A 24,169-nucleotide genomic window follows, 5' to 3' on the forward strand; every position below is an offset into this window, starting at 1 on the left:
AGCTTATCGCGCCAGTTCCGCGACTCGTTTGACGGCCGCCTCTATGGCGAATTCGGGCTCACCGCCCTGGCCTTTAACGGCGGCATCAAGTTCCGAAACCAAGATGACGGCCCGGGTGACATTATTGGCGGACCAGCGGCGAGCGACCGGCTGGGTCATCTTGATTACGTAGGGTGCTAGGCCGGTTTGGCTAGCTAAAGAATACTGGTCCCCGCGGGCGGAATACAGGCGGGCTACGGCTCCGACCTTATTGGCTAGCGCCGCGGCAATCGCCACGGGACTGGCGCCAAGCTGCAGGGCACGGCGGCAGGTGGACACGGCGGCTTCGACGCGGCCGGCAACAGCGGCATCGGCAATATCCCAATTGGCAACCTCGGCCACGCCGACGTAGTAGTTCTGCACGGCCTCGCGGGTGACGTTGCCGCCGGTATCGGACACCAACTGGGAGATGGCAGAGGCCAGCTCGCGCAGGTCAGAGCCCACACCTTCGAGCACGGCATGGATGACGTCCGGGGTCGGGCGCACACCATGGGAGGAGAATTCGCGGGTGGCCCACTGCCCCAGCTCATTGGGATAGAGCGAAAAGACTTCGTGAACCTCGGCAATCTTACGCAGCTTAGCCACCAGTTCAGGCTGCTTCTTCTTTTTCTTTAGGGTCTTGGCCGTCACGGAGTAAATGATGACCATGGTCATGCCCGGCGCGGGGTTCGCGCAGGCACGCAGGATGATATCGACTACTTCCTTGCCGGCTCGCTCGCAGTCACTGATGACGATGACGCGGCTATCTCCAAAAAGAGAGGGGCTAGTGGCCTCAAGGATTTCGCCCTCGGAGACTTCGGAAGCTTTAAGCTTGGTCAGCTCGGGGCGAGCACCGGTTGGGCCGCTCTCCTCGGCCGCGGCACGCTGAATCTGCAGGCGGGCGCGTTCGGTGAGGAATTCATCGTCGCCGAGGATGAGGTGTACTGGAGGCATGCCCGCCATTCTAACCTGCCGCCACACCGAGCCAGGCGATGCCCGCTAGCGTCAGCGCCAGAGTCAGCCAAGGGCGCTGATAGAGGAGGCCGGCAATGATCCAGGCGTAGGCCAACAGCGTAAAAAGCGGGTTGGCGGGGATGGTGACCACCGGAAGGTGGGCCACGCCGTGGGCGATGGTATTTATCCACCACGAAAAGGGTTCTATAAGGCGCAGCAGGCCCGCGCCTAGCACATCGAGCGGACCGAGCTGGGCGAAGACGGCGGCGATAAGCCCCACGATGGTAATTGGCACGGTGGCAGGCTCAACCAGGATATTGGCCAACACGGAGACCACGGAGACCTCGCCGGACATAAGCGCCACCAGCGGCAGGGTAACGATATCGGCGGCAATGGCCACAGCGACCACGCGCAGAAAGATGGCAGGCCAGCCGGTTGTGGCCAAGTGTTTATAGATGAGCGGGCTAAGCGCCACGATGCCGAGCGTCGCCGCGCAGGAAAGGGCGAAGCCAAAGTGCACGGCGAGGTCGGAATCCACGAAGAGCAGGGCGATGATGCCGAGGCTTAAGGCGTGGATGGGCTCCATGCGCGTGGAATTGAGCACGGCGAGCAGGCCCACCAGCCCAGTCACGGCCGCGCGCTGGACGGAGGGTTCAAAACCCACGAGCACAACATAGGTGGCCAAGGCACACAGAGAGGCAGCCACGCGGGCGCGTGGCCCCAGCGCGAAAGCGGCGCAGACCATGGCTGCGGCGGAGCACACGATGGCGACATTGGCACCGGAAACTGCGCTTAAGTGCGAAAGACCGGTGATGATATACAGGTCGCGCTCGGCGGAGCTTTGCAGCGCGGTATCGCCGAGCACCATGCCGGGTATGAGCCCCTGGCTGGAAGGGCCGACGGTATCTACAACCAGCACGCGAAATGTGTCGGACACGTGGGCCGCCCAGCCGGCTAGGCCCTCAGGCTCACCGATTACCTGCACATCCGTGGCAGTGGCGCTGAGCTTTCCGACGCCCACCCTATCCGACTCCCCCACCTTCACCCTGGCCGTGAGTTCGGCGCCTGCGGCGGCTGGGACCGGTTCCGAGCTAAAGACCGGCAGTTGAGTCGGATACCCTGGCACCTTGAGCTTGAGCAGCCAGCCGCCCGTGCTGGTCTGCGTCGGCGCGGTGATCAGGCGGCCGGTAACCTCGGTGCCGAGGTCGAACGCAGCGGCGCGGGCCTGGCGCACCGCGGCGACCAGCGCCGCGGCTGTCGCGACCATTCCGGAAAATAGCGCTTGGCCCCATTGGCGAGCGATCAGGCAGAACCCGACGACCGCCGCAATGATAAAGATTGCCCAGCCACGGCCGCCTAGCAGCACAGCGATGACAGCCAGCCAAGCGGTGGCCGCGCCGGGGACGAGCCGCAGTTCTCGCATCGCGCGCTCGTACTCAGCCTAGAGCTGGACCTGGTCTTTAAGCTGCGCTAGCTTTGCCGGTCCGATGCCGGAGACCTCGAGTAATTCCTCGATATCCTGGAAGCCGCCATGCTCCTCGCGGTAGGCCACGATAGCTTGCGCGGTCACCTCGCCAACGCCCTTGAGTTCTGTAAGTTCCTCCGCGGTGGCGTTATTCAGGCTCACGCCGCCGGTACTGATGCCGTTGCCGCCGGCTGGGGCTGGTTCGCCAGGTGCGGGAGGTGGGGCGGCGCCGGAGGGAAGGATGTGGAGCTGCTGGCCGTCGGAAAGCCGCTGGGCATGGTTGAGCGCGATTGTGTCTGCACCGGGAAGGGGTTGAGCGGCGTCGAGGGCATCGGCGACGCGCGCGCCGGGCTCGAGGGTCTGCAAGCCGGGCTCGGCCACCTCGCCAATGACAGAGACGATGATTTCGCTGGGCTCTGCACTGGGTGCGGCGCCGGATTCACCGCTTATTGCCGCGGGCTCGGGCATGCCCGAGGATTCATCGGAGCGGGCGTTGATGCCAAGCCACGCCACCAAGCCGACGACGAGAATGACCGCCACCGCGCAGGCTTGCCAAGGGCTGATTCGCAATCGCGGGCGCGGGTAATCGACGGAGAGGAGCTCTTCCTCGCCGGTGGGTTGAGTAAATTCGCGGAGTCGTTCGCTGATTTTTGGTGCCGCCATGGCGCTGAGACTAAGCGCAAGCGCACACAGGCGGTAGGTAGTGCGGAGTCTGGCTGTGGATAACTTGTTGTAGGCGTCAAAGAACCCGGCGTGGTAGGGCTAGTTATCCACAGAACGGCGCGGTGGGAAGGCGCGGGGTCGACCGCGCGTGTGAAGATGCGCCGGTTCAGCGGGCGGCGCGGAGCTAAACACGGCGGATACACCGATGGCGGAGGGGCCGGTGTGGACCGAGAGGACGTCGTTAAGCGGGGTGCAGATGAAGGACGAGCCCTGCGGCAGGGCTGCTGCAAGGAGCTCTTCCAATTTGGCGGCCGCGCCTTCAACGTGGCTGTGCTGGATGGCGACGAAGGCCGGCTCCCCGTTGGCGCGGGAGGCGATGAGGTCCACCAGCTTGGTAAAAGCCTTGGTCTGGGTGCGGGTCTTGCCCACCAGCTCCAGCTTGCCCCGGGTAATCGACATGATCGGCTTAGTAGCCAACAGCGCCGTAGACAGCACTGCCGTGGCCGGCGAAAGTCGGCCGGATCGGCGCAGATCCTCCGTGGAGTGCAGGTAAACCCAGGTAGCCGCGCGTTTGAGGGTATCGATGGCCGCGGCGTAGCACTCGTCCAAGCTGGCGCCGCGCGAGGCGAGCTTCGCCGCGGACATGGCGGCCGCCCCCATGGCCATGCCGGCCGTGCCGGAATCAATGACCCGCACCGTGTGCGGAAAAACGCCGGAGGCCGATACCGCGGCGAAATAGGTGGAAGATAGCTCTTTGGACAGGTGAATGGCTACCACGCCATCATCTTGGGCGCGCTCCATTTCGCGGCCGTAGGCGGCGGCCAGCTCCAGCGCGCTCAAGCCCGAGGTGGAATGTTCCAGACCATCCTTGCCGTGGCTTTCCATGAGGTGTAAGTCAATGACGGTGATGGATAGCTGCTCCGCCAACTCTGGCGGCAGGCCCGCGGAGGAATCCGTAATGACGCGAACCGTCACTAGATATCCGCCCCGCCGTCCCCGGTGACCTCGCCGCCCATATTCCAGCCGTCGAAATACCACTGGGCGCTGCCCACATTCTCTGGGGTGAAATCCAGCGAGGACAGCGGCGTCTCCGGGTTGAAATCAGGGCGGGCCGTCAGCTGTGACCAGTGGGTATTTTTCAATCCGGAAAGGATTCCGTACTGCGCATGGTCAAGGCCCAGCAGGTGGCAGGTAAGCGCCGAGATGGCCCCGCCATGGGCCACGATGAGGACGGGGCCGGCGTCCCAGCCGGCAAAGTCTTCCATGAGCTCATCGATGACGGGTCGGGCACGCTCAGCCACATCCACGCGAGACTCCCCCTCCGGTGGGGCCCAGGTGGGATCGTGGCGCCAAATGGCGCGCGCTCCTGGAAACTCCGCATCTACCTCAGCAGAGGTTCTGCCCTGCCACTGACCTAAGTGGGTCTCGCGCAGGCGGGCATCCGTGGTGAAGTCCACGCCAAGACTTTCAGCGACAACGCGGGCGGTTTCCCGCGCGCGGATGAGATCGGAGGCAACGATTTTAGAAACGCCCTGATCCTGCAGCAGGCGCGCGGCGGCGCGGGCCTGCTCATAGCCCAGCTCGGACAGCTCGGTATCCAAGTGGCCTTGCATGCGGCCGGTGGCGTTATAGGTAGTTTGTCCGTGGCGGATCAGGATCAGGCGGCGACTCATATGGGTTTAAAGCTCCTCGTCCTCACCTGGGACCTTATCGGCCAGTGGGAGCTCGTCGATGGAATCTACCTCACGCGGGTTGACGCCATTGGTCCATTCACCCGGGCGCTCCGGGGCTTCGATGCCCTCAATCTCCAGTGCCGGGCAATCATGGTAAAGGCGGTCCAAGCCGTAGAACTCGCGCTGGTCATTGCGCTGGACGTGGACGACGATATTGCCGTAATCCAGCAGCACCCAGCGATTTTCGCGGTTGCCTTCACGGCGCTGCGGTTCAAAACCCTGCTTGGTCATCTCATCTTCGACTTCATCCACAATGGAGCCCACCTGGCGCTCGTTATCTGCAGAAGCCAGCACGAAGACCTCAGTAATTGCGAGGACATCGGAGACATCAATAGCCGCGATATTGGTGGCTAACTTTTCTTGCGCCGCGTGTGCCGCGGTTTCTGCCATGCTGCGGGCGAGATCAGAAGTAGACAATGTGTATAAATTCCCTTTTCGCGTCTGAGTGCATTCGATATGGACTATCTCTAGTGAGAATCTATTCTTGCACGTTTAGCAGGCCCGTGCCCAAAATCCGGGAAAGGCCGTGAAAGTTTCTACAGGGGCTTATCCGGATTGGGACCGTAGAGATTGTTTTTGGTGATGTACTGCACCACCCCATCCGGTACGAGGTACCACACTGGCTGGCCTTGGGCAGAGCGCTCGCGGCACGCGGTGGAGGAAATGGCCATGGCGGGGATATCGATGAGGTCAATATCCTCTTGCGCATCGGCGGGCAGCATATCAGCGCTTAATTCGTATCCTGGGCGGGTAACCCCCACGAAGTGGGCCATCTCCAGCATCTCTTCCCAGTTATGCCAGCTCATAATAGAGGCCAGCGAATCGGCGCCGGTAATGAAATAGAACTCCGCTTCTGGGAAAAGCTTACGCAGATCCCGCAGCGTATCGATGGTATAGGTAGGCCCCTCGCGGTCAATATCTACCCGCGAGACGGTAAAACGCGGATTGGATGCGGTAGCCACCATCGTCATCAAGTAGCGGTGCTCGGCCGCAGTGACCTCGCGGTGAGACTTCTGCCAAGGCTGACCTGTGGGCACAAAGATGACGCTATCGAGGGCAAAGCGATGCGCGGCCTCACTGGCGGCTACCAAGTGACCATTGTGGATGGGGTCAAAGGTGCCACCCATGATGCCGATGCGCTGTGGGCTAGTCATGGGTGGTGATTATAGTCCCCCGGCCGAGGAGGGAGTGAGCAAAGTGGCGAGGGAGTCGGCAAAAGCGGCGTCGCCAAGCGAGGGCTCTACAAAATAAGAAGCATGGCGAGCCGCCTTGGTAGCCAACGCGTCGTGGGCGGAGGCGAGGTTCAGGTCGCAAACAAAGTCTCCGTCCAAGCAATAGTTAAACCGGCGCGATTCCGGCAATGCCGCAGGTTGTAAGAGCAAACGCTGCGGTAGCCAGCCCGCCATACCGTGGGGACGGCTGAGGGGATTACCCAGGTAAACTGCCCCCGCGAGCTTGCCTCGTTGTGCAAGGTAGCGCTCCGCGCTGGTAGCGACAATGGCGCCTTGGGAGTAGCCAGCCGTAATATAGCGCGGCTGGCAGCCTGTTTCGCGCTCATACTTTTCCACCACGCGCGGAGCATTGGCCATGCCGGTGCGCAAACTATGTACAAAACCAACGGTGACCGAATACGCCAGCTCGTGCAACGGATGCTCCATCACTACCCCACCGAGGCGGCGAATAAGCTGGAGCGGATTCAACTGCTCACCTTCCTGCGCCAGCGGCGGCAGGTTCATTGATGCCGGGTATGCCTGGGGGTCAAGGGCGAGGACATGGACTTTATCCATCGTGCCGGGATGGCGTTTTTCCACTAGATGAAAAAGCGCGGAGAGGTTTGCCCCTTCATAGCCATTCGACGGCGCGGCATGCGGCGAATACTGCTGCGGTCCGAAATACTCGCCGTATTCCTCATTCTGGTCGGAGCCACGAGCAGCCAAAACGACGAACTCGGGACACCCAGCAGGCTGCGGCGATGGGGCGGATTGTGCCGCTGCCTGGGGCACGACGGGGGCAGCATTCGCGGTGGCGGCGGGGGCTATAGAAACGGCAAGCGCCGCCGAGGCGCTTAGGGCGACGGCGGTACGGAAGAAAGCAGATCGAATCATGGCGGGGAGAATTATGGACGGGTCTGACCGGTACCCTGCAGGATCCACTTAGAAGAGGTGAGCTCCGGCAGCGCCATTGGGCCACGGGCGTGCAGCTTCTGGGTGGAAATGCCGATTTCGGCGCCCATGCCGTAGACCTCGCCATCGGTGAAGGCGGTCGAGGCATTGAGCATCACCGCGGCGGCATCCACCTCGTTGCCGAACTTCACTAGGACATCGGCGTCTTGCGCGGCGATGGCCTCGGTGTGGCCAGTGGTGAACTCGGTGATATGCGCGATGGCGCCATCTACGCCGTCGACCACCTTGGCGCAGATATCCATAGATAGTGACTCCTCGCGCCAGTCTTCATCGGTGGCCTGCACGGCATCCTTGACGCCGAAGGCCTCGAGCTCGGCGACGTCGCCGTGGATGGTCACGCCAGCATCCTGCAGCGCGGCGATGATGCGGAGCTTGACGGAGTCATCCAAAGCGGCGTCGATTAGCACGCACTCCGTAGAGTTGCACACGGAGGTGCGGCGGGTCTTTCCGTTGATGACCATGTCGATGGCCTTCTCAATGTCTGCAGAAGCATCCACGTAGAAGTGGCAATTGCCGGTGCCGGTCTCAATGGCGGGGACGGTGGCGCCGGTAACGACGGCCTCAATAAGCTTTGCGCCACCACGCGGAATAACCAGGTCCACCAGACCACGGGCGGTGATGAGGTCCTGGACGGAATCGTGCGTCTCGCACGGCAAAAGCTGCACGGCCTCGCGCGGCAGGTCAAACTCGGCGAGGGTATCCTGCAAAATTTCTACCAGCTTGGCGTTGGAGTTGCGGGCGGACTTGGAACCACGCAATAGCGGCACATTGCCGGACTTGATAGCCAGACCGAAAGCATCCACGGTGACGTTCGGGCGGGCCTCATAGACCATGCCCATGACACCGAGCGGCACGCGCACCTGTTTCATCTGGATTCCGTTATCCATGGTGCGGCCCTGCAGGATCTCCCCTACTGGGTCCTGCAGGCCGGCTACCTGGCGCAGGCCGCCGGCAATGCCTTCCACGCGCGCGGCGTCGAGAGACAGGCGGTCAATAAGGGACTCGGACATGCCGCGTTCGCGGCCGGCATCGATATCCTGCTTATTGGCGGCGAGAATGGCTTCGGTGTGGGCAATGAGGTTGTCGGCTGCGCGCTGCAAGATCTCATTCTTGCGCGGCGTGGACAGCTGCGCCACGACGGGCGCCACTTCCTTGGCAGCACGGGCTTTGGACAGAACTTCTTCGCGTTCAGTGTTGCTCATGCCATACCAGCTTAACGAAAGGCCACGCGCATTTCAGCCAGTTGGGCGGCAAGCACCCGCACGGTGGTCTGCTTATTGGCCGAGCTCGCGGCGGCGCTTCTCGTCCTTCCGCTCGAACATGAGGTATTCCTCTTCGTAATAGCTCAAGTTATAAACGTGGCGGGCTCCGGCCGAGCATATAAAACAGAAAATCGGGATAACCCAAAAATAGGACCAGTGGAAGAAGAAATAGCCGAGCACGACGGAAAGGATGGTGGCCGCCCAGGCAGCATAATCGACCGCCTGTACCTTCTTCCGGCGTTCCTTCATATCCGCGACCTCGGCTTCGGTGGGATTAAAAGAGCTCCCTTGATAAGAACCGTCTTGTGAGGCGGCGTTGTCCATTAATAACCCGCCTGAATATCGACTTCCGTGGGGATTGCTTCACCTGCGGAGTAACGCTCCATGACCTGTACTGTATGCGAGCCGATGCGCCGGCGCACCGAATAGGGAGGGTTGGCCAGGTGCGGGGTGATGACCACGTTAGGCATGTCCCACAGTGGGTGCCCATCGGGCAGCGGCTCGGGGTCGGTAACATCCAAGCCAGCGCCGGCGATATGGCCGGCACGAAGAGCGTCAACAAGGGCCTCGGTGTCCACGAGCGGACCGCGGCCGACGTTAATTACCACTGCGTGGTCGGGCATGGCGCGGAAGGCAGCAGCATCGAAAAGCTGGTGGGTCTCTTCCGTTAGCGGCGCAAGTGCCACAAAATAATCGGCGGCCGGCCACACGCGCTCAATATCGGTGGTGGCAAAGGTTTCATCGGCGCCTTCCACTGGATTGCCGGAGCGATTGACCGCGATTATGCGTGGTCCGAAGCCTTCCAGCATACGAATAAGCCGCTTGCCGATGCCCCCGGCACCCACCACCGCTACTGTCCTATCTTCAAAAAGGAAACTGGTGTGGGCCTCAACCTCATCGCGGTTATCCCAGCTAGTCCCTACGCGCTTATGCGCATGCAAATGGGCGAGCAGGAGCGCAATGGTGGATTCCGCCACGGTGGCGTCATACAGGCCGGCGGCATTAGACCAGCGGGCGGTGGTATCACGCATGACGTCGAGCAGGTGATCCACCCCAGCGAAGGGGACCTGCACCAGGCCCACGCTCGGTGGCAGGGGCCGTGGGAAATCATCTGGGCCGCCGTTGAAGATGAGAACCTCGGCATCTTCCAGTGGGGCGCGCTCGTGACCCGCTGCATCGAGTGCCTGCAGGGTTTCCTCCCACGGGGTGGGTAGCATCGCGTACTTCATTAGTAGCCCGCCTCCACATCGACGCGGGTAGGCATCGCCTCTCCCCTCTCCCACGCCGCGGCATTGGCGTTGAAGATAGCGCCCAGGTGGTGCTGCGCTACGTGCGCGGAGGCAGCCATGTGCGGCGTCATGGTGCAATTGGGCAGGTCATAGAGCGGATGGCCATCAGGCAGTGGCTCGGGATCCATAACCTCCAGCCCGGCGCCAGCGATCTCACCGTCGCGCAGGGCCGCCACCAGATCATCGGTTACTACGGTGCTGCCACGGCCAACGTTGATAAAGATGGCGGAGGGTTTCATCGCGCGGAAGGCGGCGGCATCGATTAACCCCTCGGTGTCCTTGGTCGCAGGCAGGATACAGAAAATGAAATCGGCCTCGACCCACACGTGGTCGGCCTTATCCATGGGCACGACCTCATCGGCGCCTTCCACCCAGCGGCCGGAGCGATTGACCGCGGTAATGTGCACGCCAAACGGTTTCAGCAGCTTAATAAGCTGCTTGCCGATGCCCCCAGCGCCGAAGATGGCTGCCCTCTTCGGCCCTCGCTGGTTATAAAGCCAGGCCTGGGACTCGTCCAGCTCCTGTGCTACCGACCACGAAGCGGCCTGGGCGAAAGCTTTGTGGTGGTGCGCCTGTGACAGGGCCAGGCCAAGTGCAGATTCGGCTACCGGCTGGGCAAAAGCGCCGGCGGAGTTGCACCATGGCACGCCGTCTGGGGTGATGACCCCGGCATCAATGAGCTGATTTACGCCGGTAAAACAATGCTGCACCCAGCCAATATTCTCCGGCATCTCGGGGATGCGGCGCGGGTTCGGAGCATTATTGATATAAACCTCGGCCTCTTCAATGCGCTCCACACGTTGGTGCCCGGCAGCCTCGATATCTTCTACCATCGGCTGCCAGGTTTCCGGTCCCATGAAATATTTCATGCCCCAACCATACGGGCAATCTCGCACCTAGGTTTAAATACGCGAGGCGAAGTTGGAGAGGTAGTCCGCGTGAACAACGGAACGGCGCTGTTCCTCGGGCAACTCCTCCATCTTCTTGCCCTTAATGGTGTTTAACTCCTCAGAGTCGAAGCGGACTTCACCGCGGCCGATGACCTCGCCGTTCGGGCCGAGGATATCGATGATTTCGCCCTTATTAAACTCGCCTTGGACATCGGTAATGCCGACGGCAAGCAGCGAAATGCCGCCCTTGGTCACGGCCTCCTTGGCGCCTTCATCGAGGCGGACGGCTCCGCCGGTATCGGCGCAGTAGAGTGCCCAGAACTTCCAGGCGGAAAGCTGGCGTTCCTCGCGGGTGTGGAAGACGGTGCCCACAGAGGCGTCGGCAAGCGCGGGGCCAATATTATCCGTGGAGGTCAATAGCACGGGAATGCCACCGCGGGTAGCCAAGCGGGCCGCAGACACCTTGGTGGCCATGCCGCCGGTGCCGACCTTACCGCCATCACCAGCGACAACGCCCTTCAGGTCCTTGCCGGTGCGCACCTCATCAATGAACTTGGCATCCGGCTCGGCCGGGTTCTTGTCGTAGAGACCATCCACATCGGAGAAGAGGAAGAGCGCATCCGCGCCCACCAGGTTGGCCACCAGCGCGGAGAGGCGATCGTTATCGCCGAAGTGCATCTCCGAAGTAGCCACGGCGTCATTCTCGTTGACGATAGGAATGGTACGCAGCTGGCGCAGGCGATCAATGGTGCGCTGCGCGTTGCGGGCGCGATCGCGGTGACCAGTATCTGACGCAGTCAACAAAACCTGGCCGATGGTGCGCTGATAGCGAGCAAAGGACTGGCCCCACACATAGGCCAAATGCACCTGGCCTACAGAAGCGGAGGCCTGCTTGGTAGCCAGATCGGTGGGACGCTGGTGCAGCCCGAGCGGCCCCATGCCGGCGGCGACCGCACCCGAAGAAACGATAATGACATCGGAGCGGCCCATGCGCGCATGAACGGCATCGACGATGTGATCAATCTTTTCCTGCGAAACACGGAAATTTTCATCCGTGAGGGAAGAGGAACCAATCTTGACCACGACGCGCTTAGCGTGCGCGATATCGTGGCGAAGCTCCGATTCAAAACCGGAGGCTACCGGGTTCTCATCGAGCGATTCTGGAAAGGGAGTATCGGCGGTAGGCCCAGCAAAAGGCTCTACCGGAAGTGGAAGGATGGACTCTTTCTGTTCATCAGAAGACATGCCAACCGAGTCTACAAAGCGCCCCCTCTTATACACCCCAAGAAGAGGGGGCCTACCGAACTAGCCTTGCCACCTATCCCGATTAGCACCCTCGCGAGTGACCTCTTCATCGGTGCCGTAATCGTATTCATCGATAAGACCACGGCGTGCCTGAGAGGCACGCTTGCGCTCGGCGGCGGAAACGCGGCTAGTGCCCTTCAAACGGGCGTCCTCGCCGCGGCTGGCCATCGTCGGATCACCGCCAGTCATAGGCTCCCACTCGAAGGTAATACCGCCGATCGTCACCGGACAGCCTTCCACGGCACCCTGCGCGCGCAGCTCATCCTCCACGCCGGCCTTGGCCAGACGGTCAGCCAGATAGCCCACGGCCTCGTCATTTTCGAAGTCGGTTTGGGTGATCCAGCGCTCGATTTTCTCGCCCTCGACAATGAAGCCGCCTTCGACTTCCGGATCGCGGGCGATGGCGAAATCAGCGAAGGAACCAGTGTTCTTCTTGTGCGCCTGTGCCTTCGGATGAATGATGCTGTGCTTCGGATCGCGCTTTGGCTTCGGCTGCGCTTTATAGTGTTCCGTCACCATCTCCATGAGCTTATACTTCAGCGGATCCAGCCCCTTGCGGGCCGCCGCGGAGATAATGAAGACGGGCCAGCCGAATTTCTCTTTGAGGTCATCCTTAACGAACTCCGCCAGCTCTTCCGCTTCTGGGACATCCGCTTTATTGAGAATAATAATGCGTGGGCGCTCGCGAAGATCGCCAAGACCGGTGTCTTCCTGGAGAGCTTCCTGATACTTAGCCAGCTCGTTTTCTAGCGCTTCGATATCGGATTCCGGATCACGGCCCGGTTCGATGGAAGCTGTGTCGACCACGTGAGCAAGCACCGCGGTGCGCTCGATGTGGCGCAGGAAATCCAGGCCCAAGCCCTTGCCATCGGCTGCGCCGGGGATAAGGCCTGGCACGTCTGCGATGGTAAAGGAACTATCCCCCATATCCACCACGCCGAGATTCGGTTGCAAGGTAGTAAACGGATAATCGCCGATCTTTGGCTTGGCTGCCGAAAGCACCGAAATCAGCGAAGACTTACCTGCCGAGGGAAAGCCCACCAGTCCGACATCTGCCATGGACTTTAACTCGAGGATCAGATCGTGCGCTTGACCTGGCTCGCCTTGAAGAGCAAACCCCGGGGCCTTGCGATTCTTGGAAGCCAGCGCGGCATTGCCCAATCCGCCATAACCGCCTTCTGCAGCAACGAAGCGAGTGCCCGGAATGGTGAGATCCGCTAGGGTCTCCCCTTTTTCCGTGCGCACCACAGTGCCGGCGGGAACCTCTAGAATCAGGTCTTCACCGCGGGCACCGTTGCGCATATCGCCGGCACCGTTGCCGCCGCGTTGCGCTTTGATGTGCGGGCGGTAGTGGAAGTCCATCAAGGTGTGAATCTGCTCGGAGACTTCGAGGATGATGTCGCCGCCGTGGCCGCCATTGCCGCCATCAGGTCCGCCCAAAGGCTTGAACTTTTCGCGGTGGACGGACACACAGCCGTGTCCACCATCGCCTGCTTGCAGGTGCAGGACGACGCGGTCAATAAAACGTGCCATGAACTGCTCTCTCCTCGAATTTTGTTGAGACCAAAAGTCTATCAGTTACCGTCTGAATTCAAACTAAACAGCGGCTAGCGAGGCTTAGTGCCCAGCATCAGATCCACCTTCAACTGCAGGCTGGTTCTTCTTCGCGGCTTCTTGTTCTTCCCGCTCTTTGCGCTTCTTTCGTCTGCGCCGGTTCTTCCACAAAATGAGCAACAGGGTAAGTAAGACGATTAATACGACGGCAATCATCCACCATGACCAACCGAACCCCGCAGGCGATGGTTCCGGATTCCCAGGATCCAATGGATATCGCTCCGCATGAACCAATAACCTATCGGTATTGAGCCCATATGGGGTACACGTAATGAGCGTGATTTTATCGTGCCCTGGTTCATAAGTAACGGCTTCGTAATCATCGGGTTTAACTACTTCCCGGCTGGTCATTTTGTACCGCAAACGTTCCCCCATTACGTCGATGAAGATATCATCGCCTTCTTTAAGGGTGGGCAAACGGTCAAACATAGCTGCATTAACCATGCCGGTATGCGCCGACAGCACCGCATTGGTCCCATCCCCGCCCACCGGCAGGGTTGAGCCAAACATGTGACCAGCACCCTGATACAGCACCTTTGGCGCGGTGGTATGGAACACCGGCAAATCCACATCAATCGATGGAATGCGTATGCGGGCAATCATTCCCTGGGGGCCATCCACATTCAGCTGCGACATATAGTCTTCCATCCCGGGATCCGTGTTCACCGGTGGCCGCGCGTGCGGACCTTCTGCCAAAAGACGGTCATTGTATTCGTGGGCCCGCTGTAGCTGCCGTTCCTTTTCGTCTTGGCTTAAATCAGCGACCTTTCCACTATAGGCTTCTGTTTGGCGCATCAGCTTATTGTGATTCGCCAGTGTTGATACCACTGGATACAACAGCAACAAAGCCCCCAGAAGCAGCGCGATGATAGACACTGCATTGCCCTTCTTGCGCTTCCTTTGCGTCGAGGCCGGCCTATCTTTCGCGCTTGTTGTCACAATTAACCCTCGTCCTTTTCGGTTGCTGTGGCTGAATCTTCCTCGTCATCTCGGCGCCGGATCAACAAAATGATACCTGCGAGAATCAGCAACACCGCTAGAACTGTCACTCCAATAACGGAAGCACCCGTGGAAGCGAGACTGCCTACAATACCGCCATGTTCTCCAGATTCATCGCTAGTTTCGGGATCGCCTTCTTGGGGCGTCAACGGCCCTGTGTGCCCATCTTCATCTGGGGGCGTGGGGAAGCCTGGAATGTCACTTGGCTTATCTGGGTGTGGCTTTGAGGAGCCTTGTTCCGCAGGTTCAGCGGAAGGTCGCGACGCGGAAGGCGCCGAAGCGGAAGGCTCCGGCTCCGTATGCTGCGTTACCGCCGGAGTGGTTTTTGAAGTGGTGGTGCTTGACTCAGAGGGTGGAAAACACGATTCAAATTTATAGATAGGAACGTCGGTGCTTGCCGACGTCTCTACCTCACTGCGCTGTGCATCCATGCCGTCCGCGGCTAGTGTAGTTGTTGCACGCAGCTCTCCCGTAGCATCTTGCCTAGCCCGTGAACGAAGCGTGACCTTAACTGCGGTATTAGGGTCTAATTCACGAAGCTGCGCCAACCTATCTAGGGCTTCCTTTTTAAGTTCAATAGTGACGCTGCCTTTTTTCTTTTCTACGGTGTAGCTCTTCGCATCAAGCTCGAAAATCTCGCCTGCACCAACAAGACGTACGGACTCGACTTCAACGAAGGAAGCTGGCTCTGACTGAACCGAGTCCGTGCCACCATCCTGTGCTTCATGCATGTCCGATAACTCTGTGGTGAGCCGATAATGGCCAATCGACCCATCCGTGCTCGTATTCGGGGTAGCAGCAGAAATCTCGTATTTCACCACACCGCCAGGGGCGACCGCATAATGCTCACCAGGAATTAAGCACGACGTCCGCGGAATAATACTGACGTTGAGGACTTGTGCTTTCAATTCCACCCGATGCTCTTCACCATCACCAGTAATAGCTATAACAAAGGGAGCATAGGACACGCTCGGATCTTGGGAGCCTGGGTTGTCTGCGATGTCAATCAAATAGATCCCGGGCTTAACACCGCGGAAGGTGGCCTTGCCATCGGCAGTCACAGCCTCATCTATGCGGACGAAGTCCTCCGGGCTGTCTTTGAGCAACCGGGGAACATCCAGGGCCGGAAGATCCTTAGTGCCCACGCCATTGATGCGCGAAAGCACCAGTTTTCTATCTCCAATTTTCCCAAACCACTCGGCACCCACTGACTCAGTGAGATCAACGTGCACGTCGCTGGCTCGGCCGTTCAACGTTTGAGCAGCTGCTACCGCGGTTTCTCCTGTACCGAAAGATGGCGCTACCAATGGTTGCGCCGCCAAGCCCGTTAAAAGGCTAGCCGCAACGACTCCCGCGCGAAACATGCGGGGCCGTCGTTGTCCTTCACCCACCTTCAAGACCTTCCTTCGACAGGGCGTCCAAGGGCACGCCTAGCCACGAGCCCTTGCTGCTCAAAAACTATTCCGACGCCGACTCTAGGCCGCGCCGGAATAGACAATAATCGCAGGCTAAGCGTTACGACGCTTCAGCTGATAAGCAGCACCACCGATGAACAGCAGGGCGCCAAGGCCCAAGATAATCAACATAGTGCGCATACCGGTGGCCGGGAGCTTGCCCCAGATATTATCCTTCACGTCATCCACAGTGGCGGTAAAGATGACACGCTCATCACGTTTGTCCTGCGAAGCCGTCAGGTGCTGTGGGTCTGGGTTCACCAGGTAGCCTGCCGGCGCCTTGGTCTCAACCGCACAGTAGTCCTTTTCCGGATCAAACTGCAGGAAGTAGCCGTTTGCTACCGCTGCCTTGGTTTTATCGGCACCTACAGCCTTGAGGGTGGCGTCCGCAGCAGCTGTACCTTCAGCGTTGGCGCCCTTAATCGGGGCAGCACCATCAGCTACCGTCCACTTTCCACTCTGTTCGGTACATTCAAAGACCTGAAATTCAGCGCCGTCACCATTTTTACCGTCTTCGGTAGGATTACCATTCAGGTTCTTAGTAATGGAAACATCGTTGTAGTGGGTGACCGTCGGCCCGTCTGTCTTATCAGTCGGCGAGGTATTGATGTCATTTCCGTTGATATGCTCAACAGCGGTGTTGGTGATCTGACCATTGGCTGGAATTTTCACAACTTTCGCATCGAACTTAATCTCCACTGCCAAATCTGGGTGATCAGCTCGCGCCTGCGCCAGCTTTTGAAGTCCCGAATTCGTGAAATCGACGGTCAGATTCTTCCCAGAAATCTGTACGGTGTAGTCATCGCCACGAACAAGATCGACACCCTTGACTGCAACGGAAACTTGGTCTGCAGTGCTTGCATAATCGAGGTATTCGGACAGATCATCCGTCACCTGCAGCTTAGGCAGGGTACGCGCACCACTCTTATCGACGTCGCCAGCGGGAACCGGTGCGGTGATGGTGTAGCCAATATTATCTCCCACGTTGGCATTGTTATTAGTGGAAGTCTTCTTTGGCTGAATGAGCTGGTTCTTTGGCGATACAGTCGGATTGTAATTAATAGATCCGTCTTCCTGGGTCATAGGAATAGTGACCAAGAACGGCGAACCAACGGTGTACTTGGAGCCTTCTACTGGAACCTCAGTAACCTTGTACAGTCCTACTGGAAGACCATCAAACTTAGCGGTGCCGCTTGCATCGGTGGTCAGCTCTTTAGCCTGAAATCCGGAGTCAATCGTTGCCTCACCAGGACCTGCAGCGACTTTTTCTCCGGCTTCCTTCCAACCTGCAGCGGTATCGAGAGTATTGTCCATTTGAACTTTCTCGATCTTGAACTTCATGCCCGCGAGCTTGTTCTCGGAGCCTACTTCACCACTACGCTTGTCAATCGTAAGGGAACCCGTTGCTTTGGCATCAATGGTTTGGCGGGCCGAAGCAGAAGGAGCGGCAGCGGTTGTGGTGTCGCCAGGTGCAGCAAATGCCGCAGGGCTAGCAGCGGCCAATCCGGCGGCGAGTGCAATAGCGAAAGTCTTGGAAACAATACGAGACATATAAGGGTTATCCTCTCGTTAATACCCATTTCGACTTTTCCAAATGAGCCGACAGAGTTGAGTGAAGGAAATTCTGAACAGAGTATATGTGAATACATAACCCCAGCACAAGCGGGAGAACCATTAAATCTACGCATCGCAAAATAGCATCGAACAAATATCGATTCCAGGTCCTCGCACGGGCGCTACTACCCATGGAGATACTTATTGCGAAGCTCCTTCCGCTGGCAAAGTTTTGGGTTATATTTCAGTCTTTCGCAAACTAATCCCCCTTTAATAGGACTGCTATTAACCGAGATTGGCTCTAATTGCGCGAAACCTCCTGAATATAAAACACGCGCTCTAGCCGCTCATAGACCGATAAGCACTGCGTCTTAAGGGCCCTGCCCCACTGTTCCCGCTCCTTTACTTCAAGGAGCGGGAACAGTGCGCGGCGCTTTAATCTTGACCGGTTGGACGATCTTCTTCGCCATCTTCATCTGGACGACGTAGATAGCGCCACAAGCCGAAGCTTAAGAGGATCAACCCAAGTACCAGTACCCACACCAAGGTCTGCATTCCGGTTTCTGGCAAAAGACCTCCGATGAGCCCAGAAGGTCGAAGCGCTCCGTGAGAATCACTAGCTGAGGTAGTGAACTGATGTCCGCCCTCAGAGGCCTGCGCGGTCACCTTAACTTCAGGCTGGCCTGAATCCGGATAGCGATAGGTCTCGTCCTTGTCTGCTGGAATTACGACGTCGAAAGAGCAAGTGAAAGGTTCTCCCCTAGCCAGGGACTGTGGCGGTGCACATACGCTCGACGGAACGACTCCATCTTTGCCTACTTCTACCGATGTGCCGTCCTTAACCAGGGTTAGTCCTGCAAGAGAAGCATCTTGGATTCGGAAGTCGGACAAATCATACGCGCCATCATTGGCTACCTCGTAAGACATACTCATCTTCTCGGCCTCAGCAGGCAACAAGGTGGTTCCAAAGAGATCGCCGGTCAGGTTGCCCAAAGGCGTGCCCTCAATCGACTTCGTGACGCTTATGCCCGCGAATTTATTATCGGCGGTCAGCGTCCAACGGTCACCAGAGCGAGAAGTATCTTTCCCGTCTGTCACCGGCCGAACCGTGAACGATACCGGTCGAATCGGCTCAGAACCATTTTCCTTAGGGTTGCTAGGAATAGCCGCAGAGTGTTCAGTATCTGCTTCTATCAAATCGCCATGCTGCGAAATATGGAAAATCGAGTCATTGTTCTTCACACCGTCATCTACTTCATTAACGGTGCAAGGACTGTTCACCGGAATGTTCTTAATCGTATAACTTTGTCCTGCCTTAAGCGTGAAAGCGTTGCTCTGCGAAGAATCGCTCAACGCTGGATCGCTACACGAGTGCTCGAACCGGAAAGTAGCATCCTTGCCCACGGCCCCATCTGCAGTCTTGGTAAAGGTGGCATCATAATGAGCCCTGGGGTGGTAAATATCCACACCGATTACTAGCTCCGTCTTATCCGAAGGAAGATTTCCAGCCGTAGCGAAAGAGTACTTGAGGTTCTTGTTTTCGGCAGATACGTCTTCGGTAGGAATATCCGAAAGTGATCCTTGTGCACCCTCACGATCGCCTTGTGACCACTTGGTGTACTGAGTCAACGGGGTTCGTTCGCCGTTCGTCACCTCAAGTTCGCCGCGGGGCTGCAGTGCTGGGCCACTGAGCTCCAATTCACAGTCACCGCCCACTGGCAGCTCCACAGTTTGGCCATTTGCTGGAGCCTGGTCCGATTGGGAAAGCTCCGTAGCAGCAATAGAAGCTAGTGGGAATTGTTGAGAGGCCGCCGAGTCTGCGGGATCCTTGCACACAACATTAGCTTCATATCCTTGGGAATCGGCGCCCACTAGGTAACCAAAGTTACTCAAGACTAGTTTCACAGGAGCAGTCCGTCGCTCAACGCGATTGACAAAATGCAGGTCCTGAGCGTCACTTGCGTCTGGGGCTGGCGCATACGCAGTCACGGTTCGCTCGTCTGGTGTAATCCGTAAAGTCTGCGGAGTGCTAGAGCTCTCTTCTTCAGCGAACCTGCAGTACGAACCAGCAGGGACGATAGCTTCGTCCGAAGCGAAGGACAAGATGGACTCATCACCGCTTGAACCAGTGCCGTTAAATTCCGATTTCTTCAACGTCGACGGCAAGATATAACTCGACTGTGGACGCAGCTTCTTTGGAATAAAGGAGGTCTCGCCAATATTATTTGTCTGATAGCCAATGGCCTTGCACTGCATAGTGAAATTGAAAGGATAATCCTCCGGAATTTCCTTCAGGTTGCCATCTTTGCCTACTAGATCCTTACTGATCTTTACCTTTGAGGTTTCGTACTCATAATGGTTGTCGAGTCGAATCTTATTGTCATTCGGTTCATCCGCGGTAAGGAATGCTGGCGAGGTTGTCTTTTCATTATCCAGCTTCTGATCTGGGTAAGCGTTTCCACCTTGCCTATCCACCACCCAGTCAACATAGGCGGGCCGTAAGTACGCATTTAGATCATCGCTGCCATCGTTCATGGTCAGCTTTAGGGAGCCAAAGTGGTCACCAGTAATTTGGCAATCCGCACCCACTGGGACACCTGTAAAGGTAGTCTTGCCTTCGCCCTTAATGGATCCGCTTTGGCTCTGCAGTACTGCCTCGTCTCCCGTTTCCGGATCACGGCATACTAGATCAAAATGGTGATCATAAAGCGCATCCTGCAGATCCTTATTGGCATTCTTGTACTGATCACGAATGCTGTCGCTCGGCAAAATTGCCTTTTTGCTGAGCTCAATATACGTGGTTCGACGGGAATAGGTATTTACGAAAGTTACGTCGACACTATCTGAATTGCCTACGGTAAACTTCGCCGTTCCTCCCTCTGTGGGGGTTCCATTGACATTAATCGACTTGTCTAGGGTGATGCCCACCGCTGTGGTTGTTTCTCCCTCTGAGGCAGTACAGTCAGAGCCCACGTTGACCTGGATAGGTTCGCTCTGAACTCCTTGTTGAACGGTCGTTGTGACGTCAATGCCTGCGGAGCCATCTGGGTTAGTACATTTCAATTCGACAGGGAAGACACGCTCCGACTTAATCTTGCGGCGTGCATCAGAAATCAAGGAATCAGGGTCGTTAAACTCCACCTGTTTGGAGTCTTCAACCGAAGCTTGGACGAAGTCATAGTGATGATGCACGTCCATGGTTGATTGGTCACCAATAGTGAACTGTGCCCCGTCGCCAATATCGTTACCTTCATTATCGTCTGCGGCGTACAAGTATTCTGAATCATTGCGAATCGGATATTCGTTGCCGCTTTCAGAGGTCCGTTTATCTGAGTCACCTGACTCTTTTAGCGAACAATTAGTGCCCTTCGGAACTTTCTGGGCAGGAATGACTGCCTGATCGCCGGATTTAAGGTCAAAGTTGGTGTTATAGCCATTGTCACAACGCAATGAATACGACAGCGATTCAGGCGCAAGAGTGCTCCGCCCGCCGGTACGCAAGGAAACCGTAAGGCCTTTTCCGGCAGCGGTGAATTTATTGGTTACCGTTGCGGTATTGTTCTCGGCGTTGACCGTAGTCTTTGCGCTATCAACATCTGTGCTGAAGATAATTCCACCAGCAACATTTGGTGTCTCTTCAGTGAAGGTGCAGTCATTGCCATAGGGAACGCCCAACTTTCCACCTTGGCTATTTAGCTTCGAGGCAAGGGTAGGATCATCAGATTCCAACCGCGTCGTTCCATCAGCTGGCACAACTACCTTACCGCTTAGCTCAACAGGAAGAGCTTTACCGTTATCTCCCGCAATGTTTCGGGTTCCACAGCGATACGTAAACGTATAGGAATCGGGCAGCCCCCCTTCGACCTGTGAATCCACAACCTTATGCAGATCCACGGTTCCCAGTTTTGGATCGTAGATGTTTGAGACCGTGACAAGGTTGCGGTCTGTGCCAGTAACCTTTCGAATAGTCGCTACTTTTTGAGATTTTGCGTCGGAATTATCCAGTTCCGTTACCTTGTCGCTAGCATCCGAGGCGCGAACCCGGGCACCTTGAAAATGCGTATTGGTGGTATCTCCTGGTTCATTTTCCCAGACTAAACAGTCAGCGCCAATCCGTACTTCGCCAACGCTCTTTTCGCCGTCGGTTGCGGCGATTGTAGTTCTACCCTCACTTACGGTTTGTCCCTCAGAAGAGCAACGATAATTAATATCAAAGCTTAGTGCCTTTAGATCGTCGTTACCCGCGGCCAAACCTGTTATCTCTTTGCGGATAACTAGGGGCGAAGTTAGATAGGAATAGCTAGTTTCGAAGTGGAGTTCCTTTGTTTCACCTTGCTTGCCCAAGGTGAAGTGAAAGCCATTATTTCCATCAGGATCAAGGTGCTGGCCGTTTAGGGAACCATCGCGCTTGTCCAGTTTGATCGTTTGGCGTTGCTGCTCGGTGAGGTCGGTCAACGGGGTTAAGACGCAATCGCGCCCCACTGGAAGATCCGAAATCGTCACTGCGTTGGTGGGGCTGGCTTTTGTTAGATCAAAGGAGACTTCTCGCTGCCCCAGATTGGTGCCCTCGCACCGCACGCCGAATCGGTAGGATCCTCCTACCTTCCCGTTACTGACAGGTTCTCCCAAAATGTGCTTGCTCAGTTTCAGCGAAGCTTTTTGATAGTCATACTTGTTTAAGGCCTTGGCTGAACCCGCAACGACACCACTGGTGTCTCCTGCTGCAGGATTAAGATCAACCTTTACTGGGCTATCAATGTTTCCTGTGGCTTGTTGACCATTCCAAGACAGGCTGAAATCGATGCCTGCACTAGGCTGAGCACCTTCCGTCAACTTCTCAGTTACAGTACAACTAGCGCCCTGAGGCAAACGGTCGATTACGGTGTTCGTACCACGCTCGAGCTTTACGTCATCTTCCAGCTTGATGTCTGGGTATGCAGTTGTGAACCCAGCAGGCGCAGTGCACTTATAATGCAGCGTAAATTTTTGTAGCTGCACATCACTAAAGTTCGCAGCTGAACCCTCTACGTTTTTGCCCAGAGTCAGAGAAGCGGGCTTAAATTTTGACTTCCATACAACGCTACAGTTAGGTTGTCTTGTTTCGCTTGACGGCAAAAGCAGCCGAGACGTTCCACTCGCGGTATCTTTTTCAAGAGAGTATCCGTCAGGAACGCTACCGCCTTTAATTACCTTGGTCTCGCTAGCTCCATCGGAGGAACTCAGAGTACAGGTCCATACGGGATCATACCGATCGAATGCCTTGTCCGTGGGATTAGTCTGCGAGCGAAAACCAATCCGATCCTGCGCTGTACCCGTCGTGTCCAACCTACGCATCGCGGTGGTATAACCATTTTCTGGTGCCGGCAAATTGGTATCCGTGTTCCCGTCACGAAGGAACGGAGTATAGCTAGCAGTTCGGGTTTGACCGCTCAGCTTTTCCTCGGTCGTGGATTCTACTTGGGCGAAATCCTTGGCGGAACCGAAGTTGATTCGGCTCAATGCAACGCCCAGGGCAACTGCTTGAGTACCGTTTGAGTACGACCCCATACTGATTTGCATCTTCTGAGGCTTATCCACTCCTACGATCCAGGAGGCGTGACTGCCGGTTTGCTTTGAATGGCAGACAAAGCCGCGGCTCCTTCCATCGGCCATTGGACCCCACCGATTGTCCACAGGCTCATTACCCGCACCAAACTTGAGTTCGCAGGCAGGTTTCTCACCGGTTCCTGATTTCAGCTCGGTGGGTGCGCTTACTTGCCCTCCGTCTACGCTGATCATTTCACCGGGACCGCCCGCACCGGTTGCCTCCGCATCGGCGACTGCGAACCTATAATTCGATACGGGGGAAGAGCTTTCCCCTCGTTTGACCACTATGTTATCCAAGGTAAACCTAGTAAAGCTATTGTTGCCGCCCGTCATTTGCAGGACGTCCTTGAGGTTTTCGCTTCCCTTTTCAAAGAAGCCAGGCTTGCCAAAGACAGCTAAGTTCCACGAAGGATTGGGTTCTGCAGTATATTTGGTCGCCGAGTCTTTAGCATCAATCGAGAGATCAAACTCAATGGTGTAGTCGCCAATCTTTCTGGTCTTGTGACCAGGCGTGGTCATGTTGCTAACATCCAACCAACAAATTTTGCTCGCCCATGGCTCGGTTACGCCAGTTCCCTTTCGGAAGGTGCAGTCCCCAAATGGCGAGCCAGTGGTCGTTGAAGTAGTAGCGGCCTCAGCCTGAGGCTCATTGTGAGGCACTACTAGGAGCGCGAGCCCGACTAAAAGGATCGTTACACAGGCCATCAACCGCACGGTGAGCGGACTATGGAAACGATGCTGGCTATTGGCAGAAAAAGCCATATTTGCGTAATCCTTCCGGTTACAAAACCGCCGAAAACAATATGATCCGTTTACCGCATAAACACACAATCTCAGCACTATTCCCAAAGTATGTTACTCGGTAAATTGAACCTTTCCAACCGTGTGACAAGGCTAAATGAAGAAATTTTTGGGTTTCCGTCCAGCTAAAATCAAGGAATTTATTGACCCATAGAATCTATTCCTCCAAGTGCTCCATCACTGGCGAGTTGGAGGAAGCGTTCTGCACGCAAGCCGGTTCTTGAGAAGCAAAACTTGAAGCATTCTGAGCGAAATTACGCCATAGCTATTCCAATCGCTCAACTACCCCGCAGCCACCGCATCCCTTGATATTCGCACATGCGACGCGGTGTCACCTGGGTGATGCCTACCAGACTCCTAAAGCTCTGCATCGTAGAGGCAGCTTATTTGTCCTCCCCC

The 24,169-nt window shown here is 57.1% G+C and carries 18 protein-coding genes; all 18 read right to left on the reverse strand.

The features are described from left to right. Positions 1-3: 3 nt before the first annotated feature. Entirely contained in the window at positions 4-981 is a 978-nt protein-coding gene (gene holA, locus ACLI1L_RS09925) for a DNA polymerase III subunit delta (protein WP_411707470.1), read from the reverse strand. 1 nt (position 982) lies between these two features. Continuing rightward, entirely contained in the window at positions 983-2,395 is a 1,413-nt protein-coding gene (locus ACLI1L_RS09930; RefSeq protein ID WP_411707471.1) for a ComEC/Rec2 family competence protein, read from the reverse strand. A gap of 18 nt (positions 2,396-2,413) precedes the next feature. Continuing rightward, entirely contained in the window at positions 2,414-3,100 is a 687-nt protein-coding gene (locus ACLI1L_RS09935; protein WP_411707472.1) for a helix-hairpin-helix domain-containing protein, read from the reverse strand. Positions 3,101-3,199: 99 nt separating this feature from the next. Beyond that, positions 3,200-4,075, reverse strand: coding sequence for a DegV family protein (locus tag ACLI1L_RS09940; protein WP_411707473.1), 876 nt, complete (start codon positions 4,073-4,075; stop codon positions 3,200-3,202). Continuing rightward, a complete protein-coding gene (locus tag ACLI1L_RS09945; protein ID WP_411707474.1) occupies positions 4,075-4,773 on the reverse strand; it encodes a histidine phosphatase family protein in 699 nt (232 codons plus the stop codon). Before ACLI1L_RS09945 ends, ACLI1L_RS09940 begins: the two co-directional genes overlap by 1 nt. Positions 4,774-4,779: 6 nt before the next feature. Continuing rightward, the gene (rsfS, locus tag ACLI1L_RS09950; protein ID WP_179387589.1) at positions 4,780-5,223 is read right to left on the reverse strand and encodes a ribosome silencing factor; all 444 of its coding nucleotides are present in this window, start codon (positions 5,221-5,223) and stop codon (positions 4,780-4,782) included. Positions 5,224-5,369: 146 nt separating this feature from the next. Beyond that, complete coding sequence (nadD, locus tag ACLI1L_RS09955; RefSeq protein WP_023020946.1) at positions 5,370-5,987, reverse strand: nicotinate-nucleotide adenylyltransferase; 618 nt, start codon at positions 5,985-5,987, stop codon at positions 5,370-5,372. Positions 5,988-5,996: 9 nt separating this feature from the next. Continuing rightward, positions 5,997-6,938 (reverse strand): cutinase family protein, encoded by a 942-nt coding sequence (locus ACLI1L_RS09960; protein ID WP_411707475.1) that lies wholly within the window; start codon positions 6,936-6,938, stop codon positions 5,997-5,999. 11 nt (positions 6,939-6,949) lie between these two features. Beyond that, on the reverse strand, positions 6,950-8,218 hold the full coding sequence (locus tag ACLI1L_RS09965; RefSeq protein ID WP_411707476.1) for a glutamate-5-semialdehyde dehydrogenase: 1,269 nt from the start codon (positions 8,216-8,218) through the stop codon (positions 6,950-6,952). Positions 8,219-8,290: 72 nt separating this feature from the next. After that, the gene (locus ACLI1L_RS09970; RefSeq protein WP_411707477.1) at positions 8,291-8,602 is read right to left on the reverse strand and encodes a hypothetical protein; all 312 of its coding nucleotides are present in this window, start codon (positions 8,600-8,602) and stop codon (positions 8,291-8,293) included. Beyond that, entirely contained in the window at positions 8,602-9,507 is a 906-nt protein-coding gene (locus ACLI1L_RS09975; protein ID WP_411707478.1) for a D-isomer specific 2-hydroxyacid dehydrogenase family protein, read from the reverse strand. The genes ACLI1L_RS09970 and ACLI1L_RS09975 overlap by 1 nt, the downstream gene beginning before the upstream one ends. Continuing rightward, entirely contained in the window at positions 9,507-10,436 is a 930-nt protein-coding gene (locus ACLI1L_RS09980; RefSeq protein ID WP_411707479.1) for a D-isomer specific 2-hydroxyacid dehydrogenase family protein, read from the reverse strand. Before ACLI1L_RS09980 ends, ACLI1L_RS09975 begins: the two co-directional genes overlap by 1 nt. A 33-nt stretch (positions 10,437-10,469) precedes the next feature. Beyond that, positions 10,470-11,702 (reverse strand): glutamate 5-kinase, encoded by a 1,233-nt coding sequence (gene proB / locus ACLI1L_RS09985; RefSeq protein WP_086588279.1) that lies wholly within the window; start codon positions 11,700-11,702, stop codon positions 10,470-10,472. Positions 11,703-11,762: 60 nt separating this feature from the next. After that, positions 11,763-13,295, reverse strand: a complete 1,533-nt coding sequence (obgE, locus tag ACLI1L_RS09990) for a GTPase ObgE (RefSeq protein ID WP_411707480.1) — start codon at positions 13,293-13,295, stop codon at positions 11,763-11,765. Positions 13,296-13,379: 84 nt separating this feature from the next. Next, positions 13,380-14,252, reverse strand: coding sequence for a class C sortase (locus tag ACLI1L_RS09995; RefSeq protein WP_411707481.1), 873 nt, complete (start codon positions 14,250-14,252; stop codon positions 13,380-13,382). A gap of 65 nt (positions 14,253-14,317) precedes the next feature. Continuing rightward, positions 14,318-15,739 carry a hypothetical protein gene (locus ACLI1L_RS10000; RefSeq protein ID WP_411707482.1) on the reverse strand — a complete coding sequence of 474 codons (1,422 nt, stop codon included), beginning with the start codon at positions 15,737-15,739 and terminating at the stop codon, positions 14,318-14,320. Positions 15,740-15,883: 144 nt separating this feature from the next. After that, the gene (locus ACLI1L_RS10005) at positions 15,884-17,380 is read right to left on the reverse strand and encodes a SpaH/EbpB family LPXTG-anchored major pilin (protein ID WP_086588275.1); all 1,497 of its coding nucleotides are present in this window, start codon (positions 17,378-17,380) and stop codon (positions 15,884-15,886) included. A gap of 438 nt (positions 17,381-17,818) precedes the next feature. Next, a complete protein-coding gene (locus tag ACLI1L_RS10010; protein ID WP_411707483.1) occupies positions 17,819-23,731 on the reverse strand; it encodes a DUF5979 domain-containing protein in 5,913 nt (1,970 codons plus the stop codon). Positions 23,732-24,169 lie beyond the last annotated feature (438 nt).

The sequence above is a fragment of the Corynebacterium sp. LaCa117 genome (assembly GCF_046717765.1).
Taxonomy (GTDB): Bacteria; Actinomycetota; Actinomycetes; order Mycobacteriales; family Mycobacteriaceae; genus Corynebacterium; species Corynebacterium kefirresidentii.